This window comes from Phyllobacterium sp. YR620 (assembly GCF_900104165.1).
In the GTDB taxonomy this organism is placed as follows: domain Bacteria; phylum Pseudomonadota; class Alphaproteobacteria; order Rhizobiales; family Rhizobiaceae; genus Phyllobacterium; species Phyllobacterium pellucidum.
In genome coordinates, this window is record NZ_FNJP01000002.1 from 510,057 (window position 1) to 527,768 (window position 17,712).

Annotated in this window: 21 protein-coding genes; 14 read left to right on the forward strand and 7 right to left on the reverse strand. The window is 59.0% G+C overall.

Going from position 1 to position 17,712, the window contains the following annotated elements; genetic code table 11:
• Positions 1-8: 8 nt before the first annotated feature.
• From rplS to leuC, 4 genes are all read left to right on the forward strand, one after another.
• A complete protein-coding gene (rplS, locus tag BLR72_RS09245; RefSeq protein ID WP_027230999.1) occupies positions 9-455 on the forward strand; it encodes a 50S ribosomal protein L19 in 447 nt (148 codons plus the stop codon).
• A gap of 169 nt (positions 456-624) precedes the next feature.
• A complete protein-coding gene (locus BLR72_RS09250) occupies positions 625-1,416 on the forward strand; it encodes a transporter substrate-binding domain-containing protein (RefSeq protein WP_091947606.1) in 792 nt (263 codons plus the stop codon).
• Complete coding sequence (locus BLR72_RS09255; protein WP_027231000.1) at positions 1,413-2,231, forward strand: amino acid ABC transporter permease; 819 nt, start codon at positions 1,413-1,415, stop codon at positions 2,229-2,231. The genes BLR72_RS09250 and BLR72_RS09255 overlap by 4 nt, the downstream gene beginning before the upstream one ends.
• Positions 2,232-2,361: 130 nt before the next feature.
• Positions 2,362-3,771, forward strand: coding sequence for a 3-isopropylmalate dehydratase large subunit (gene leuC, locus BLR72_RS09260; RefSeq protein ID WP_091947609.1), 1,410 nt, complete (start codon positions 2,362-2,364; stop codon positions 3,769-3,771).
• Positions 3,772-3,838: 67 nt separating this feature from the next.
• Here the strand turns inward: leuC and queF are convergent, their stop codons facing one another.
• The 5 genes from queF to BLR72_RS09285 form a co-directional block, all read right to left on the reverse strand.
• Positions 3,839-4,300, reverse strand: a complete 462-nt coding sequence (gene queF, locus BLR72_RS09265; protein ID WP_091947612.1) for a preQ(1) synthase — start codon at positions 4,298-4,300, stop codon at positions 3,839-3,841.
• Positions 4,297-4,683 (reverse strand): 6-pyruvoyl trahydropterin synthase family protein, encoded by a 387-nt coding sequence (locus tag BLR72_RS09270; RefSeq protein ID WP_091947615.1) that lies wholly within the window; start codon positions 4,681-4,683, stop codon positions 4,297-4,299. The genes queF and BLR72_RS09270 overlap by 4 nt, the downstream gene beginning before the upstream one ends.
• Positions 4,684-4,734: 51 nt before the next feature.
• On the reverse strand, positions 4,735-5,382 hold the full coding sequence (queE, locus tag BLR72_RS09275; protein ID WP_091947618.1) for a 7-carboxy-7-deazaguanine synthase: 648 nt from the start codon (positions 5,380-5,382) through the stop codon (positions 4,735-4,737).
• Positions 5,379-6,089 carry a 7-cyano-7-deazaguanine synthase QueC gene (gene queC, locus BLR72_RS09280; protein ID WP_091920848.1) on the reverse strand — a complete coding sequence of 237 codons (711 nt, stop codon included), beginning with the start codon at positions 6,087-6,089 and terminating at the stop codon, positions 5,379-5,381. Before queC ends, queE begins: the two co-directional genes overlap by 4 nt.
• A 77-nt stretch (positions 6,090-6,166) precedes the next feature.
• A complete protein-coding gene (locus BLR72_RS09285; protein WP_091947621.1) occupies positions 6,167-6,577 on the reverse strand; it encodes a hypothetical protein in 411 nt (136 codons plus the stop codon).
• A 185-nt stretch (positions 6,578-6,762) separates the two neighbouring features.
• Between BLR72_RS09285 and BLR72_RS09290 the strand changes: the two genes are divergently transcribed.
• The 5 genes from BLR72_RS09290 to BLR72_RS09310 all read left to right on the forward strand — a co-directional run bounded on the left by BLR72_RS09290 (position 6,763) and on the right by BLR72_RS09310 (position 11,051).
• Positions 6,763-7,236, forward strand: a complete 474-nt coding sequence (locus tag BLR72_RS09290; protein ID WP_027231006.1) for a GNAT family N-acetyltransferase — start codon at positions 6,763-6,765, stop codon at positions 7,234-7,236.
• Positions 7,237-7,606: 370 nt separating this feature from the next.
• Positions 7,607-8,005 (forward strand): succinate dehydrogenase, cytochrome b556 subunit, encoded by a 399-nt coding sequence (gene sdhC, locus BLR72_RS09295; protein WP_091947624.1) that lies wholly within the window; start codon positions 7,607-7,609, stop codon positions 8,003-8,005.
• 17 nt (positions 8,006-8,022) lie between these two features.
• Complete coding sequence (sdhD, locus tag BLR72_RS09300) at positions 8,023-8,406, forward strand: succinate dehydrogenase, hydrophobic membrane anchor protein (RefSeq protein WP_091947627.1); 384 nt, start codon at positions 8,023-8,025, stop codon at positions 8,404-8,406.
• Between the two features lie 8 nt (positions 8,407-8,414).
• Entirely contained in the window at positions 8,415-10,247 is a 1,833-nt protein-coding gene (gene sdhA, locus BLR72_RS09305) for a succinate dehydrogenase flavoprotein subunit (protein ID WP_091947629.1), read from the forward strand.
• A gap of 24 nt (positions 10,248-10,271) precedes the next feature.
• Positions 10,272-11,051, forward strand: a complete 780-nt coding sequence (locus BLR72_RS09310; protein ID WP_091920854.1) for a succinate dehydrogenase iron-sulfur subunit — start codon at positions 10,272-10,274, stop codon at positions 11,049-11,051.
• A 71-nt stretch (positions 11,052-11,122) separates the two neighbouring features.
• On the opposite strand, the gene BLR72_RS09315 is transcribed toward BLR72_RS09310, so the two are convergent.
• Positions 11,123-11,560, reverse strand: a complete 438-nt coding sequence (locus BLR72_RS09315) for an OsmC family protein (protein WP_027231011.1) — start codon at positions 11,558-11,560, stop codon at positions 11,123-11,125.
• A gap of 160 nt (positions 11,561-11,720) precedes the next feature.
• On the opposite strand from BLR72_RS09315, the gene BLR72_RS09320 reads away from it, so the two are divergent.
• Positions 11,721-12,245 carry a hypothetical protein gene (locus BLR72_RS09320; RefSeq protein WP_091947632.1) on the forward strand — a complete coding sequence of 175 codons (525 nt, stop codon included), beginning with the start codon at positions 11,721-11,723 and terminating at the stop codon, positions 12,243-12,245.
• 26 nt (positions 12,246-12,271) lie between these two features.
• Entirely contained in the window at positions 12,272-13,312 is a 1,041-nt protein-coding gene (locus tag BLR72_RS09325) for an aldo/keto reductase (RefSeq protein ID WP_091947634.1), read from the forward strand.
• Between the two features lie 41 nt (positions 13,313-13,353).
• On the opposite strand, the gene BLR72_RS09330 is transcribed toward BLR72_RS09325, so the two are convergent.
• On the reverse strand, positions 13,354-14,577 hold the full coding sequence (locus BLR72_RS09330; RefSeq protein ID WP_091947637.1) for a ubiquinone biosynthesis hydroxylase: 1,224 nt from the start codon (positions 14,575-14,577) through the stop codon (positions 13,354-13,356).
• A gap of 96 nt (positions 14,578-14,673) precedes the next feature.
• Here BLR72_RS09330 and tesB point away from each other — a divergent pair, with 96 nt between their 5' ends.
• From tesB to BLR72_RS09345, 3 genes are all read left to right on the forward strand, one after another.
• On the forward strand, positions 14,674-15,543 hold the full coding sequence (gene tesB, locus BLR72_RS09335; protein WP_091947640.1) for an acyl-CoA thioesterase II: 870 nt from the start codon (positions 14,674-14,676) through the stop codon (positions 15,541-15,543).
• A 247-nt stretch (positions 15,544-15,790) separates the two neighbouring features.
• Positions 15,791-16,129 carry a P-II family nitrogen regulator gene (locus BLR72_RS09340; protein ID WP_027231016.1) on the forward strand — a complete coding sequence of 113 codons (339 nt, stop codon included), beginning with the start codon at positions 15,791-15,793 and terminating at the stop codon, positions 16,127-16,129.
• A 23-nt stretch (positions 16,130-16,152) separates the two neighbouring features.
• Positions 16,153-17,565 (forward strand): ammonium transporter, encoded by a 1,413-nt coding sequence (locus BLR72_RS09345; protein ID WP_027231017.1) that lies wholly within the window; start codon positions 16,153-16,155, stop codon positions 17,563-17,565.
• Positions 17,566-17,712: the final 147 nt, after the last annotated feature.

A 17,712-nucleotide genomic window follows, 5' to 3' on the forward strand; every position in this document is an offset into this window, starting at 1 on the left:
TGAAGACGATGGATATTATTCGTCAGCTCGACGCAGAGCAGAAGGCAAAGATCGAAGCCAAGCGCACCCTTCCGGATTTCAAGCCGGGCGACACGGTCCGCGTCAACGTACGCGTTACCGAAGGTACGCGCACCCGCGTCCAGGCCTATGAAGGCGTATGCATCGCCCGCAGCGGCGCTGGCCTCAACGAGAACTTTACGGTTCGCAAGATTTCCTACGGCGAAGGCGTCGAGCGCGTTTTCCCGATCTATTCCCCGTTGGTCGAGGGCGTCGAGCTCGTTCGCCGCGGCAAGGTTCGCCGCGCCAAGCTCTACTACCTGCGCGGCCTGACTGGTAAGGCTGCCCGCATTGCCGAGAAGAAGGACAATCGCAAGGGCAAGACCGCGGTTCCGGCTACCGGCACTGCCGAGACCGTTTCGGAAGCTACTGTCGCCAAGGCACCGGCTGCCGAATAAGCGCAGGCTCCATGGATTTGAACAAGGCGGTCTTCGGGCCGCCTTTTTCATTTTCGGAGTAATTTTGTCCCCGTTCACAACTGACAGTAGGATTGCGACCTTTGCGGGATTGACGGCTCAACGCCAAGGTGAAATCTGTTTCGCTTCAGACGAACGAGGGGCTGAGATAATGTTGCGATCCGTATTGATAGCCGGGCTTATGCTCGCCGCGCTGCCGTTTTCCGCTTTTGCAGCAGACCTGCCTGACCTTGGCGGCAAGAAGATTGCCGTCGTTACCGAGAACGCCTACCCGCCTCTGCAGTTCGTCGATCCCAAGACCGGCAAGCCGATTGGTTGGGAATATGACGCCATGAACGAGATCGCCAAGCGACTCAACTTCCAGGTCGAATATCTCAATACGAGTTGGGACGCGATGATCCAGGCTGTATCCGACAACCAGTACCAGATCGGCATGGATGGCATCACAATCAATGACGAGCGCAAGCAGAAGATCGACTTCTCAGAACCCTATATGCGATCCGAGCAATTCATGCTCGTGCGCAGCGACGAGAAACGCTTCACCGATCCGAAGAGCTTTGCCGAGGTCAAGGACACGCTGGTCGGATCGCAGCCGGGGACGACCAACTTCTACGTCGCCGTCTATAACGTGCTTGACGGCAATGAGCAGAATCCGCGCATCAAGCTCTTCGAGACATTCGGCGCGACAATCGAAGCGTTGAAGACGGGTGATGTCGATCTCGTCCTGACCGACAGCACGGCGGGCAAAGGTTATGTCGATGCGTCTGGCGGCAAGCTGAAGCTCATCGGCGGGCCACTTGGTGCCGAGGATTTCGGCTTCATATTTCCCAAGGGGTCGGACCTGAAGGCGCCCGTCGATGCGGCAATTGCGGCGCTCAAGGCCGACGGCACGTTCGAAGCGCTCAACAAGAAATGGTTCCTCGACTACAAGCTCGGGCAGTGACAAGCGCCAGACCGTCGCGCGCATCGAAGCCGGACTTCCCATGGTGGTTGGTTGTTGCCGGAACGATTGCCATCGCGCTAGGCATCGCCATTCTCGTCAGCCCGATCTACGGGCAAGTCTTCGCGACCGTTTCGCAAGGCATCTGGATTACGGTCTGGGTGTCGCTTCTCGCATTTTGCCTCGCTTCCGTGCTCGGTCTCGCGCTCGCGGTCATGAGCCTCTCGGACCATATCGCAATAAGGCAAGCTGCGCGCTTCTACGTCGAAGTCGTGCGCGGCGTGCCGCTTCTCGTGCTGCTTTTCTATATCGCCTTTGTCGGCGCTCCGGCGCTGGTTGCGCTGTGGAACTTTCTTTCTCAACCGTTGCAAGGCGCTGGCCTGATCGAACCGGCCCTGGTGCGGGATTTTTCGTTGCTTTGGCGCGCGATCATCGCCTTGATGCTCGCCTATGCAGCGTTTCTTGCCGAGATATTCCGGGCAGGCATCCAGGCGGTCGACAAGGGACAGATAGAGGCAGCCAAGGCGCTCGGTCTCACACGGTTGCAGCGCTTCCGGCTGATCGTCATGCCACAGGCCATCCGCACGATCCTGCCACCTTACGGCAATGATTTTATCTCGATGGTGAAGGATTCGTCGCTGGTCTCGGTGCTCGGCGTGGTCGACGTCACGCAGATGGGAAAAGTCTATGCCTCCGGTTCATTCCGCTTTTTTGAAACCTATTCAGTCGTTGCCTATATCTATCTTCTCCTGACTATCAGCCTGTCCCTCGCATTGCGATGGATCGAACGAAGACTGGGGCGGTCCGACCGTCGCTAAACCTGCGCGAAGAGCGGCGCATTGTCGCCGGAATATTACTTTTCTCGCTTGTTTCTTGACGTAACTGGACCTCAAGTGCATATGTCCACGAAATAATTGAAAAGCACAAAACCGTGCCGAGGATAGAACTATGACTGCGCCACGCACACTTTATGACAAGATTTGGGATGACCATCTGGTCGATCAGCAGGAAGACGGCACATGCCTCCTCTATATTGATCGCCATCTTGTCCATGAAGTGACAAGCCCGCAGGCCTTCGAAGGTCTTCGCCTGACCGGGCGCAAGGTGCGTCATCCGGAAAAGACGCTTGCCGTGGTCGACCACAATGTTCCGACCTCGCCCGACCGCGTGAACGGCATCAAGAACGAAGAAAGCCGCATCCAAGTTGAGGCGCTTGCCAAGAACGCCGCGGATTTCGGCGTCGAATATTATTCGGAGAAGGATATTCGCCAAGGCATCGTCCACATCATCGGACCAGAGCAGGGCTTTACCCTGCCCGGCATGACGATCGTTTGCGGCGATAGCCACACCTCCACCCATGGCGCCTTTGGGGCACTCGCCCATGGCATCGGCACGTCCGAGGTCGAGCACGTGCTCGCCACGCAGACCCTGATCCAGTCAAAGGCCAAGAACATGCTGGTGCGCGTCGACGGCAAGCTGCCGCAAGGCGTCACCGCCAAGGACATTATCCTTGCCATCATCGGCGAGATCGGCACCGCCGGTGGCACCGGCTATGTCATCGAATATGCTGGCGAAGCGATCCGCGACCTGTCCATGGAAGGCCGCATGACGATCTGCAACATGTCGATCGAAGGCGGAGCCCGCGCCGGACTCATCGCGCCGGATGAAACCACTTTTGCCTATGTCAGGGACAAGCCGCGCGCGCCGAAGGGCCAGGCCTGGGACATGGCGATCGACTATTGGAAGACGCTTCACACCGACGAGGGTGCGCATTTCGACAAGGTTGTCGTGCTCAATGCGGCGGAACTTCCGCCCATCGTTTCCTGGGGTTCTTCGCCGGAAGACGTCGTCTCCGTCACGGGCACCGTGCCCAATCCGGACGACATCGCCGACGAGACGAAGCGCAGTTCGAAGTGGCGCGCGCTCGATTATATGGGCCTGAAGCCCGGAACGCCGATCACCGACATCAGGCTCGACCGCGTCTTCATCGGGTCATGCACCAATGGCCGCATCGAAGATCTGCGCGCCGTCGCCAAGGTCGTTGAAGGCCGCAAGGTCAGCGAGCACGTCGATGCCATGATCGTTCCGGGCTCCGGCATCGTCAAGCAGCAGGCGGAAGCCGAGGGTCTCGACAAGATCTTTAAGGAAGCCGGGTTCGATTGGCGTGAGCCGGGTTGCTCCATGTGCCTTGCCATGAATGACGACCGCCTGAAGCCGGGCGAACGTTGCGCTTCCACGTCGAACCGCAATTTCGAGGGTCGCCAGGGCTTCAAGGGCCGCACGCACCTTGTTTCTCCGGCAATGGCCGCAGCGGCGGCGATCGCCGGTCACTTCATCGACATCCGCGATTGGAAATAATCGCTGTTGCCCTCCCCTTCCGGGGAGGGCGCTGCTTTTTCTCGGCAGCGCCTTTGGGCTTTGGAGCTCAGCCCCGCCCGCGATAGGGCTGAACGCCCTGGTCAGGCAGCCAAAGACCCTCGGGTGACGGCCCCGATTGCCAGAATACATCGATCGGAATCCCGCCGCGCGGATACCAGTAGCCGCCGATGCGCAGCCATTGCGGCTTGATGGCGTCGACGATGCGCTTGCCGATGCCCACCGTACAATCTTCGTGAAATGCGCCGTGGTTGCGGAAGCTGAACAGGAAGAGCTTGAGCGACTTCGATTCCAGCAGGAACTCACCCGGCGCATAATCGATCATCAGATGGCCGAAGTCGGGCTGGCCGGTAACCGGGCAGAGCGACGTGAACTCCGGGCAGGTGAAGCGCGCGAGAAATAGCGTTCCAGCCTGTGGGTTGGGGACGGCATCGAGCACGGCTTCATCCGGATGCTGTGGAATCCTGACGTCCTTGCCGAGCATTGTTGCCTCATCTGCATAGTGGCTCATGCCGCTGCCTTTCCTGTCTCGAGCTCGCCATTATATTCGCAGCCCTCGCCACAACTGTCGCGATAAATGCCGATCTCAACGAGCGCGGGCAGATCCGGCTCCACACGCCGCCACAGCCATATGGCAATGGTCTCGAGTGTCGGTAGCTCTAGCCCCGGGACTTCATTGAGATAGCGATGATCGAGCTCTTCGCGGGCGCTGTCGGCGCAGGATTTCACTGCGCCGAGGTCCGTGATCAGTCCGCTCTTCGGGTCCGGTCGTCCATCAAGGGTAATCCGCGCGCGGAAACTGTGGCCATGCAGCCGCTGGTTCACGTGGCCGTCGGGAAAGGAATGCGGCAAATGGTGCGCCGCTTCAAAGTTGAAGTCGATAAAAATTCGCATTTGGTCCTCGGTCAGCTCTGGCGCAATACAGGCGCCCGCCAAGGCTTGTCTTTAAGGCAAGCCGATCAATTTATGTGTCTGCGTGCTCAGCCGCCAAAGCGGATGGGCGAGGCAATAGGCCGCTGCAGATGCCACATGCGCGGCGGTTTGCGCCGGATCACCGATAACGTCAAGAGGTTGCAGATAGAAATGGCTGAAGGCAAGCGTCGTAAAGCGCGAGGGGTGAACTTCGCTCTCCTTCTGCGGATAGACAAGTTTGATCTCGTTGCCGCGGGTCTGGACCAGCGAGGCGGTTCCTTTCGGTGAAACGCATATCCAGTCGAGCCCTGCAGGCGCGGCGATCGTTCCGTTGGTCTCGATGCCGACTTCGAAGCCTCTTGCATGAAACGCATCGATCAGCGTCGCGTCGAGTTGAAGGAGTGGCTCGCCCCCCGTGCAGATGACGTAAGGCTTGCCGCCACCGGGCCACTTCGCCGCCACCGCCTCCGCCAAGGCATCCGCGGTCTTGAACTTGCCACCGCCGGGGCCATCGACGCCGATGAAGTCCGTATCGCAGAACTGGCAGATGGCTTGAGCGCGGTCCCGAACAAGACCGGACCACAAGTTGCACCCGGCAAACCGCATGAACACGGCGGCGCGGCCCGTGTGATTGCCCTCGCCCTGAAGCGTCAGGTAGATTTCCTTGACCGCGTATGTCACGCCGCCTCCGCCTTGAATTTCGCCCAGCCACCGGCGCGCAGAGCGCAAGCGGGGCAGGTACCGCACCCGTAGCCCCAGCTGTGGCGGTTGGCGCGATCGCCGAGATAGCAGGTGTGGGTGGACTCGATCACCAGATCAAGCAGCGGGTTGCCGCCAAGTTCCTGCGCAAGGGCAAAGGTCTCTGCCTTGTCGAGCCACATCAGCGGCGTCTCGATGGTGATACGACGATCGAGGCCGAGGGAAAGGGCGACTTGCAGCGCCTTCAGTGTATCATCTCGGCAATCCGGATAGCCGGAATAATCCGTCTCGCACATGCCGCCTATGATGACGCGCAGGCCGCGGCGATAGGCGAGGGCACCTGCAAGCGTGAAGAAAAGGAGGTTGCGGCCCGGCACGAATGTGTTGGGAAGGCCGTTTTCCGCCATGGCAATGGCAATGTCAGCCGTCATCGCAGTAGCGCCAAGCGCGTTGACCATCGACGCGTTCAGCAGATGGTCGTCACCCAAACGTTTGCCCCATGCGGGAAACGCGGTTGTCAGCGCTTCGCGGAATGCACCGCGTACCTCGAGCTCGACGCGGTGGCGCTGGCCGTAATCGAAGCCCACCGTCTCAACCCTCTCGAAGCGTGAGAGCGCCCAGGCCAGACAGGTGGCGGAATCCTGTCCGCCCGAGAACAGAACGAGTGCGCCATCGGAACTGCGAGCCATTGGAAACGATCCTACAATGAAGCGGCCCCATTACAGGCCACGCTTCGTCAAGGCAAATCAATTCTTGGCAGAAAGGTCTACTCGCAGCCGGGGTGCGCAATAACGGGCGTTTCGTTCCAATCGAGGCCATACATATAGCCGCGTCCCTGGATGACGAGCGGACTGTCGCAGCCCGTATTGGGAGGGGGAACGGTTCCAACCACACGCGGATCGCTGACAGGCGAGATCACCGCCGGACCCTTGCCACGCTTATAGACCGGAACCTCTCGCCGGATGTCCCGGCCAAGCGTATCGGATTTTGCCGCAGAAGCGCCGACAAAGATGATCTTTGGTCCGCCCTCTTCGTGCAGGACGACGTTGCCGTACTCGTCGCCATAGGCGTTGCTGGCATTGTTGCCGTTCGCGGCCGCAAGTTGAGGAACCAGCAACAGCGCGAGCGCAACGGATGCAACTGACGATTTCAACAACACACTTTGCATCAAGGTCATTTGTCATCCCTCATCGGCTAGCTTCCTTGATCGCAGCATTAATCTTTTATTAACAATTGTCATCTGCCCATCGCTAATCAAATCGATTTTCATCCGGGCTGCTGGTTGACGGGCCCGGCAAATCAACCAATCCTTGGCGCCAACATACCGGCTCGACCGGTGCGATCCAAGGGATGGAAGCCGACATGACCAAGAAGACCACCGACGAACACGCAATCGACATTTCGCAACTCCATCTCAGTCATGCCCATGAGTTCGCGCCCCTGCTCGCCAGCTACGCGCAAGCATTGAAGCGCGGCGCACCGCGCCGCCCCGACGATTATTACGCCGAAAACCTGTTGCGCGACCGCGCCGCCGAGATCGCGGGTGCGCGCCTCGATGGTCAACTCGTGGGCTTTGTCATCTTCTACGATCTGCCGGAGCCGGTTTCAGGCATGCGCGCCGGCCAGGTCGATCATATCTACGTGCATCACGATCACCGCGGCAAAGGCATCGCCAAGGCATTGATCGATGTCCTCGCCGACAAGGCCGAGGAGCGCGGCTGGACCAAGCTGTCGCTCAATGCGCCGCGCATTCCAGAGGACGGTCGCAAGCTCTACGAGCAAGTCGCGGCGCCGGCCGACTGGACAAGCTTCATCATACGCTTTGGCAATCAATAGATTGTCTCGCAACGAACGGTTGTTTCGCGGTGTAACACGTCGCGCGCGAGACAGGCTGCGTCGCCACCAAATAGCTGCGCAGTGCCTTCGGGACGGCGTCAGGGATATGAACTAGAGAGACTCATTCAAGTATTTTTTGCAGTGAACAATAATGGCGTTCCTATCAGTGACGGAGCCATTTTGCCGGTTTAAACGATTGAATTTTATGAATAAACCATAAGTGCTTGCTATTGGCGCCATTTCGCAGCATGAGGGTGCGGAAAGGGCTTTGACGCAGTGCAAAAACCGGATTAAAACCCTTCTAAATTGCCTCTCGCAGCCTTTCGGCCCTGCCCGCCATTCGAGGCGAGGCGCTCAATTTGGAAACGCCATGAGCAAGTCATCAATGCATGCAAACCGGCCCCTGTCGCCGCATTTGCAAATCTACAAGCCAATCCCAACCATGGTCATGTCGATCGTCCACCGCGTTACCGGTGCGGCGCTTTATGTCGGCACGTTGCTGGTTGCCTGGTGGTTGATCGCGGCTGCGATCGGCGAAGACTACTTCAACTTCGTCAATGCGATTTACGGCTCGTGGCTCGGTCTTCTGGTTCTGCTCGGCTACACCTGGGCGCTCCTTCATCACATGATCGGCGGCATCCGCCACCTGATTTGGGATACGGGACGCGGCCTCGAAAAAGAAACCACCACCAAGATGGCCTGGGCTTCGCTCATTCTTTCGGTCACGCTGACGATCCTCGTCTGGATCGCCGCATTCACAATAGCCTAGAACAAGGAGGCGGAACGATGGGCGACATGCGCACGCCGCTCGGCAAGGTTCGCGGATTGGGTTCCGCCAGGGAAGGCACCGAACACTTCTGGCGCCAACGGCTGACGGCCGTTGCCAACGTGCCCCTGCTTCTGTTTTTTATCGGACTGATCCTTTCCCTGCATGGAGCAAGCTATGCGGAGACCAAAGCCGCGCTTTCCCATCCGCTGACGGCATTGGTCCTGTTGATGGTGATCATTTCCGCCCTATATCACATGCGACTCGGCATGCAGGTGATCATTGAAGATTACGTCCATGGCGAAGGATCGAAGATCGTCCTTTTGATGCTCAACACCTTCTTCACCCTGGCGGTTGGCGTCGTCAGCATCTTTGCCATCCTCAAGCTGAGCTTTGGAGGCTGAGCCACATTATGGCAGCTACAGAAAATACGGCCGGCAAGGCCTACACATTCGTTGACCACAAGTTCGACGTGGTCGTGGTCGGAGCAGGCGGCGCCGGCTTGCGCGCAACGCTTGGCATGGCCGAGCAGGGCCTCAAGACGGCATGCATCACCAAAGTCTTCCCCACCCGCTCGCATACGGTCGCGGCGCAAGGCGGCATCGCCGCTTCGCTGAGCAATATGGGCCCGGATTCCTGGCAGTGGCATATGTATGACACGGTCAAGGGCTCCGACTGGCTCGGCGACACCGATGCCATGGAATATCTGGCGCGGGAAGCGCCGGCGGCGGTCTATGAACTCGAGCACTACGGCGTGCCGTTCTCGCGAACCGAGGAAGGCAAGATCTATCAGCGTCCGTTTGGCGGCCACATGATGAACTATGGCGACGGACCTCCGGTGCAGCGCACCTGCGCCGCAGCTGACCGTACGGGCCACGCCATCCTGCACACGCTCTACGGCCAGTCCCTGCGCAACAATGCGCAGTTCTTCATCGAATATTTCGCACTCGATCTCATTCAGGATGCAGAAGGCACCATTACCGGCGTCGTCGCCTGGAATCTCGATGATGGCACGATCCATCGCTTCGCCGCGAAGATGGTGGTGATGGCGACGGGTGGTTACGGCCGTTCCTATTTCTCCGCAACCTCCGCTCACACCTGCACCGGCGATGGCGGCGGCATGGTGGCACGTGCCGGCCTGCCCCTGCAGGACATGGAGTTCGTACAGTTCCATCCGACCGGCATTTACGGTGCCGGCTGCCTGATCACCGAGGGCGCGCGCGGCGAGGGCGGCTATCTCGTCAATTCCGAAGGCGAGCGGTTCATGGAGCGCTATGCTCCATCCGCCAAGGATCTGGCGTCACGCGATGTGGTTTCGCGTTGCATGACGCTTGAAATCCGCGAGGGTCGCGGTGTCGGCAAGAACAAGGATCATATCTTCCTGCATCTCGACCATCTTGATCCGGCCGTCCTGCATGAGCGGCTGCCCGGCATTTCGGAATCGGCCAAGATTTTTGCCGGCGTTGATCTGACACGCGAGCCGATCCCGGTCTTGCCGACGGTCCACTACAATATGGGCGGTATTCCGACCAATTATTGGGGTGAAGCCCTGAACCCGACCGCAGCAGATCCCGACCGTATCCAGCCCGGCCTGATGGCAGTGGGCGAGGCGGGCTGCGCCTCGGTACACGGTGCCAATCGCCTTGGCTCCAACTCGCTGATCGACCTTGTCGTCTTCGGTCGCGCCGCGGCGATCCGCGCCGGCGAGGTGATCGACCGCAATGCCAAGGTGCCCGACATCAACGGCGCCTCCGTCGACAGGATCATGGATCGGTTCGATCGCCTGCGCCACGCCAGCGGCGGAACGCCGACAGCGGTACTGCGCGAGAAGATGCAGCGCACCATGCAGGAGGATGCTGCCGTTTTCCGGACGTCCGAATCGCTGAAGTCCGGTGTGGAACGCATGGAAAAGATTTGGAGCGAGCTGCCGGATATCAAGGTAACCGACCGTTCGATGATCTGGAACTCGGATCTCGTCGAAACGCTCGAACTCGAAAACCTGATGGCGAATGCCCTGACGACCGTCGTTGCCGCCGAGGCGCGCAAGGAAAGCCGGGGTGCCCACGCGCACGAGGATTTCCCCAGTCGCGATGACGTCAACTGGCGCAAGCACAGCCTTGCCTGGCTGGCTCCGGATGGCAAGGTCACGCTCGGCTACCGCCCGGTCCATCTCGACCCGCTGGTCCGGGAAGAGGATGGGGGCATCAGCCTCGCCAAGATCGCGCCTAAGGCGCGCGTTTACTGAGCAAGGGAAAGGCTTTAGGGCATCATGGTTGAACTTGCACTTCCCAAGAACTCGCAGATGCGTCCGGGCAAGACCTGGGACAGGCCGCAGGGCGCCAACAATCTGCGTGAGTATCGTATCTATCGCTGGTCGCCGGATGATGGCGAAAACCCGCGTATCGATACGTATTATGTCGATCTCGACGATTGCGGGCCTATGGTCCTCGACGGACTGCTGTGGATCAAGAACAAGATCGATCCGACGCTGACACTCCGCCGCTCCTGCCGCGAAGGCATTTGCGGCTCCTGCGCGATGAATATCGATGGCACCAATACGCTCGCCTGCACCAAGGGCATGGACGAGATCAAGGGACCGGTAAAAATCTATCCGCTGCCGCATCTGCCGGTGGTGAAGGATCTGGTGCCGGATCTTTCCAACTTCTATGCACAGCATCGTTCGATAGAACCCTGGCTCAAGACGGTCTCGCCGGAACCCGCCAAGGAATGGCTGCAGAGCCACGAGGACCGTGCCAAGCTGGACGGCCTCTATGAGTGCATCTTGTGTGCCTGCTGCTCGACATCGTGCCCCAGCTATTGGTGGAACGGCGACCGTTATCTTGGACCGGCCGTGCTGCTGCAGGCCTATCGCTGGCTCATCGACAGCCGCGATGAGGCGACGGGCGAGCGCCTCGACAACCTCGAGGACCCGTTCCGGCTCTATCGCTGCCACACGATCATGAATTGCGCGCAGACTTGTCCGAAGGGGCTAAACCCCGCAAAGGCCATCGCCGAAATCAAGAAGATGATGGTGGAACGCCGGATCTGAGGCTACTGCCGTTGAACCTAGAGAAACGGGCGCCTTGAGCGCCCGTTTCATTTATTGCTTGGGTTTCAGATTTATCCCAGCTTGGCGTCCAGCGTTACTTCGATGGCACCGAGCGCCTTCGAAAGCGGGCAGGTCGCCTTGGCCTGTGCGGCGAGCTTGGCGAACGTCGCGTCATCAATACCCGGAACTGTTCCGACGAGGGTAAGAGCGCTCTTGGTGATCTCGAAGCCGCCGCCGGCCGCAGGGCTGATTGTCACCTTGGCCTTGGCGTCGAGGTTCTCGGCGGGCGTGCCGTTCTCGGCGAGGAAATGGGACAATTGCATTGCAAAGCACCCGGCATGCGCAGCTGCCAGCAATTCCTCCGGGTTGGTGCCGGACGTGCCGCTTTCGTCCTGAAAACGCGCCTTAAAATTATAGGGCAGGCTCTTGAGCGCACCGCTTTGTGTATCGAGTGTGCCTGAACCTTCCGTGAGAGTTCCCTTCCAGATTGCGGTTGCCTGTCTGTCCATTGGTATCTCCCTGATTTGATCTGGAGTGATATCGAAAAGCGCTCCGCGCAAACGGCACGGTGTTTCCATCATAACCACCGCCCGGCATTATTCCATCGACTAATTTACCCAGTGCTTGCCTTGACGTAGAGATTGCCAATTTGCGCGGGATTTTTGGATCATGCATATTGTTCTGCTTGTGCTCGGGTTGCTGGGCGGCGGGGTTTTCTGGTGGTACAGGCTAATGTTCCTGGGCAGGGCGGCAAGCGACATCGCCGATGAGGCCGGGCGGATAAGGGGCCATTTCCGGCGCCGAAAAATCAGGATGCAGGCGGAGAATTCGCCGCTCACTGCAATCAACGACCCGGTGCACGCTGCCGCTACCATAATTCTAGCTATTGTCTCGGAAGACGAGATGATCGACGATCGGCATACCGGTCCGGTCAGAAAAGCCCTGCTCAAGGTCACAAATTCCCTGCAGGTTGATGAAGCGATCATCTATGCACGATGGGCATGCGACCAGATCGGCGATACAGTCACGGTGATTGAGAAAACCACGCCTTTCATCAATCAAAGATTGAGCGAAGTGGAAAAGTGCGAATTGCTTGATATGCTGGAAGAGACCGCTGCGGCCGTGCCTCCCACACAGCACTACAAGCAGCGGGTCAGAAAGCTCAGGCAAAGGCTTGGCTTTCAAGTCAACTGATCAACGACACCGAACAGGAAAACCCCGTGAAACTGAAAAAGCTTGGCCGGACGGATATAGACGTCACGGAAATTTGCCTCGGCACCATGACCTGGGGCGTGCAGAACACCGAAGAAGACGCACATCGACAGATCGACTATGCGCTCGATAACGGGATCAATTTCATGGATACGGCGGAGGTCTACGCCATACCGGCGAGTCCCGCGACCTATGGCAAGACCGAGACCTATATCGGCACGTGGTTCAAGAAGACCGGCAAGCGCGACAAGTTTGTCCTCGCCACGAAGATCTCCGGCGGGGGCAATGGCTGGATCCGCGATGGTGCCAAGCCGAGCCGGCGTTCGGTGCGCGAAGCCGTGGAGGGCAGCCTCCGGCGCCTGCAGACCGATTACATCGATCTCTATCAAGTGCATTACGCCGCCCGCGGCCACTATCATTTCGGCAATGGCTGGCACTATGCCCCGCACACCCAGAACAAGGCCGAGGTGCCCATCCAGATCGAGGATGCGTTGCAGGGCCTCAACGATATGGTCAAGGAGGGCAAGATCCGGCACATCGGTCTTTCCAACGAAACCGCTTGGGGCATTGGCCAGTGGCTCAAGCTTTCCGAACGGGAGGAGCTGCCGCGCGTCGCCTCGGTGCAGAACGAATATGGCTTGCTGCAGCGCGCCTTCGATCTCGACCTTGCCGAACTCAGCCATCATGAAGACGTTGGCCTGCTCGCCTATTCCTCGCTGGCGTCCGGCGTTCTCACCGGCAAGTATCTCGACGGCAAGGTTCCTGACGGAACCCGCGGCTCGATCCAGCCGGGCGGCCTGTGGCGCAACAATGAGCATTCGGCGCCGGCGGTGCGGGCCTATATCGATCTCGCGCACAAGCACGGTGTCGATGTGGCGCAGCTCGGCATCGCCTTTGCTCTGACACGGCCATTCATGACCGCGGTCATAATTGGCGCGACGACGATGGAGCAGTTGAAGGTTGATATCGGTGCGGCGGACTTAACGCTCTCGCCGGAGATCCTGACGGAGATCGAAGCTATTCATCGCCGCTTTCCGCGGCCGCTCTGATTTTTGCCCGGAATGTGCGCGGCCTATGCCGCGCACATTCATTAAATCGCCTGACCCTGCAACAGCTTTGGCGCAGAGGTGGACAGGCCGGCAGCCTGCCGAATGAAGAATCCCTTGAGGCGTGGCATGCGTTCGACAAGGCCGAGGCCAAAATCGCGCAAGGCGCGCACCGGCAAATTGTCATTCGAGAACAGCCGGTTTAGCACGTCGGTGGTGACCCCCATCTGCACCGTGTCGAAGCGTCGCCACGTCTGGTAGCGCTCGAGTACGGCCACCGAGCCAATGTCGAGCCCCAGCCGGTCCGCATCGACAATCGTTTCGGCCAGCGCTGCCGCATCCTTGAAACCGAGGTTGAGCCCCTGTCCGGCGATCGGGTGGATGCCATGCGCCGCATCGCCGGTGAGGGCGAAACGCTGCTTGACGAAATCGCGCGCCAAGGTGAGACCGAGCGGGAAGGCCTTGCGCCCGCCTTCGACACGGAGTTCGCCAAGCTTGAGCCCGAAACGCTGCTCGAGCTCTGCTTCGAAAAGGAAATCATCCTCCTGGATAAGGCGCTCGGCATCCGCGGTCCGTTCGGTCCAGACCAGAGACGAACGGTTGCCCTTGAGCGGCAAGATTGCGAATGGACCGGCGGGCAGGAAATGTTCTTCAGCGCGGCCATGGTGCGGCCGTTCGTGGCTAACGGTGCAGACGATGCCGGACTGGCCGTATTCCCAATTGACCGTCTTGATGCCCGCCATGTCGCGCAGCCGCGACTTGACCCCGTCAGCGGCAATCAACAGCCTCGAATCGAGGGTTTTGTCACCGGAATGGCGGACGGTGAGATATGCCTCGCCATGTTCGAATCCTTCGACTGGCGCTCCTTCGATAAAAGTAACGCCAAGCGCTTCGGCCTTCTTGCGCAATGACGCATTAAGGATGCGATTTTCCACCATATGAGCGAAAGGCTCGCCAGGCTCTACCTCGCCATTGAATGTGAGGAACACCGGGCGCACGGGGTCAGATGTGCGCGAATCGGTGACGATCATCTCGGTGATAGGCTGTGCCTCTGGAAGTATCTCTTCCCAGCAGCCAAGCCGGTCGAGCATGCGACTCGCCGCGGCTGCAATAGCCGAGGCACGCGTATCATTGCGCCAGACACCCTTGGGCGCCGCGTCAATGACAGTGACGCCAAGATGAGCGGCAGAAGATTTGAGGGCTACGGCAGTTGCAAGGCCGACATAGCCTGCACCGGCTATGATAATATCGGTGGTTCGTTGCGCCATGTTTGCCTCCTCTTGCCGCTACTGCAAACGCTTGACTTGTCGGTCCGTTCCTGTTGCAAGCGTCAGATAAAACGCCTCGTAGGGAGATGACCGTCCATGTCCAAAGCCATGAAAGAGCTTTTGTCCATACTCGACCTTGAGACGCTTGAACACAACCTGTTTCGAGGTCGCAGTCCGCAGGTGGGCTGGCAGCGCGTCTTCGGCGGACAGGTCATTGGCCAGGCGCTGGTCGCTGCGCAGCGGACAGTCGATTCATCGCGCCATGTTCATTCCCTTCACGGCTATTTCATGCGTGCCGGCGACCCGAAAGTACCCATCATCTACGAAGTCGATCGCATCCGCGATGGTTCCAGCTTCACGACCAGGCGCGTGGTCGCAATACAGCATGGGCATGCAATCTTTTCGCTTGAAGCCTCCTTCCAGATCGAAGAAAGCGGCCTGGAGCATCAGGTACCCCGTCCGCTCGATATCACGCCGCCGGAGCAATTGATCAGCGACAAGGATCTGAAGCAGCAGTACCTGCAGAATGCACCTGAAAATATTCGCAGATATTGGGAGCAGGATCGTCCCATTGAATTGAAACCGTTGTCGCTGACGCATTATTTCTCGCGCGAGAAACTGCCGCCGGAGCAAAACGTATGGATAAAGACGACGGGTCCCGTGCCGGCCGACCGGGCAGTGCAGGCAGCCGTCCTCGCCTATCTTTCCGACATGACCCTGCTCGATACATCGCTTTACGCGCATGGGCGCTCGATATTCGACCGCGACCTCCAGGTAGCGAGCCTTGATCATGCCATGTGGTTCCACCGCCCCTGCAACTTCGGCGACTGGCTGCTTTATACGGCAGACAGCCCTAGCGCATCAGGCGCACGGGGCCTTACCCGTGGCACTCTTTATGGCCGTGACGGCACCCTCATCGCCTCGACGGCGCAAGAAGGCCTAATTCGTGTGCATGCAAAGGTGTGAGATTTAACCAGCCACTTACATTTGCCTATTATTTAATCGGCGCGCATGGAAAAATGTGCAATAGCACCATTTTGTGAAAAATAAACATTAAATATCAATGACTTAAATCTCTCATCTGATTCTGGCACGGAACTTGAATACTCCGGACCAGTCACCAATGGCGCATGCTTGAGGCGATGGGTCCAACGCGGTCATGCCTTCAGGTAATTCCACTCTGAAGGTGCCGCGCTAGCGCAGGGGTAGTTGAATGAAAATTGTGATGGCTATCATCAAGCCGTTCAAGCTGGATGAGGTGCGTGAAGCCCTCACCGCTGTCGGCATCCAGGGCCTGACCGTCACCGAAGTGAAGGGATATGGCCGCCAGAAGGGGCACACCGAAATTTATCGCGGGGCCGAATATGCGGTCAGCTTTCTTCCCAAGCTGAAGATCGAAATCGCAGTCGCGTCAGAGCTCGTCGACACCGCGGTTGAAGCCATCACCACGGCCGCCAAGACCGGCCAGATCGGTGACGGCAAGATATTCGTCCTCAGCATCGAACAGGCTGTTCGTATCCGCACCGGCGAAACCAATACCGACGCGCTGTGATTTAGGGGTTCAAGGAGATAATAATGACAATTCTGCCAAGTTTGAAATCTGCGGCGCGCACTACCCTTCTGGGGTCGCTGGCGCTTTCAGCGTTCGGCGCGATCGCCGCCTTCGCCCAGGAAGCCGCTCCGGCTGCAGCGCCGGCCATGACGGTCGACAAGGGCGACACCACCTGGATGATGATCTCGACCGTCCTTGTGCTGCTCATGACCATTCCCGGCCTTGCCCTGTTCTATGGTGGTCTCGTCCGCGCCAAGAACATGCTGTCGGTACTCATGCAGGTGTTCACGATCACAGCGGTCGTCATGCTGATCTGGGTGTTCTACGGCTACAGCCTTGCCTTCACCCCCGGTAATGCCTTTGTCGGCGGCTTTTCCAAGGCGTTTCTTTCCGGCGTCGACGTGACCACGATGTCGGAAACCTTCTCCAAAGGCGTCGCCATTCCCGAGCTGGTCTATGTCTGCTTCCAGATGACCTTTGCCTGCATCACGCCGGCGCTGATCGTCGGTGCCTTTGCAGAACGCGTCAAGTTCTCGGCTGTGATCCTCTTCGTCATCCTTTGGGTAACGTTCGTTTACTTCCCGATTGCGCACATGGTCTGGTTCTGGGGTGGCCCGAGCGCCTATTCCGACCCATCCGGCCTGATCTTCGGCTTCGGCGCAATCGACTTCGCCGGTGGTACCGTCGTTCACATCAATGCCGGCATTGCCGGTCTTGTGGGCGCCCTGATGATCGGCAAGCGTGCCGGGTACAAGAAGGACATCATGGCACCGCACTCGATGACGATGACCATGATCGGCGCCTCGCTGCTGTGGGTGGGCTGGTTCGGTTTCAATGCCGGCTCCAATCTTGAAGCCAATGCCTATGCCGGTCTTGCCATGATCAACACCTTCGTCGCCACGGCCGCAGCTGCGGTCATGTGGATCATCCTCGAAGGTTGGCTGCGCGGCAAGGCCTCGATGCTCGGTGCAGCTTCGGGTGCAGTTGCCGGTCTCGTTGCGGTAACGCCCGCCGCTGGCTTCGTCGGCCCGATGGGTGCGATCGTCCTCGGTGCCTTCGTCACGTTGGTCTGCTACTTCTTCGTAGCCGTGGTGAAGAACAAGTTCGACTATGATGACAGCCTCGACGTCTTCGGCATCCACTGCGTCGGCGGCATCATCGGCGCGCTTGGAACCGGTATCCTTGTCAACCCGGCTCTTGGTGGCGCTGGCATCGTCGATTATTCGACCGCCGACTTTGCCGCTTCCTATGCCGGCACAGCAACCCAGCTCTGGGCACAGTTCAAGGGCGTTCTCGTGACGCTGCTGTGGTCAGGCATCGGCAGTGCGATCCTTTACAAGATCGTCGATCTGGTCATCGGTCTGCGTGCATCGCCTGAGTCCGAGCGCGAAGGTCTCGACCTTACCTCGCATGGTGAAGCCGCCTACCATATGTAATCGGCAGAAGCGCACATTGCCGTACTGACAAATGAGTGTGATGGGCCCGGAAATTCCGGGCCCATTTTGTTTTGGGTCAAACTTGTCACAATGCCAGTAGAAGCAAATTTGGCCCACTGCTTCCCATGGTTAATGCCCCCTTAACCA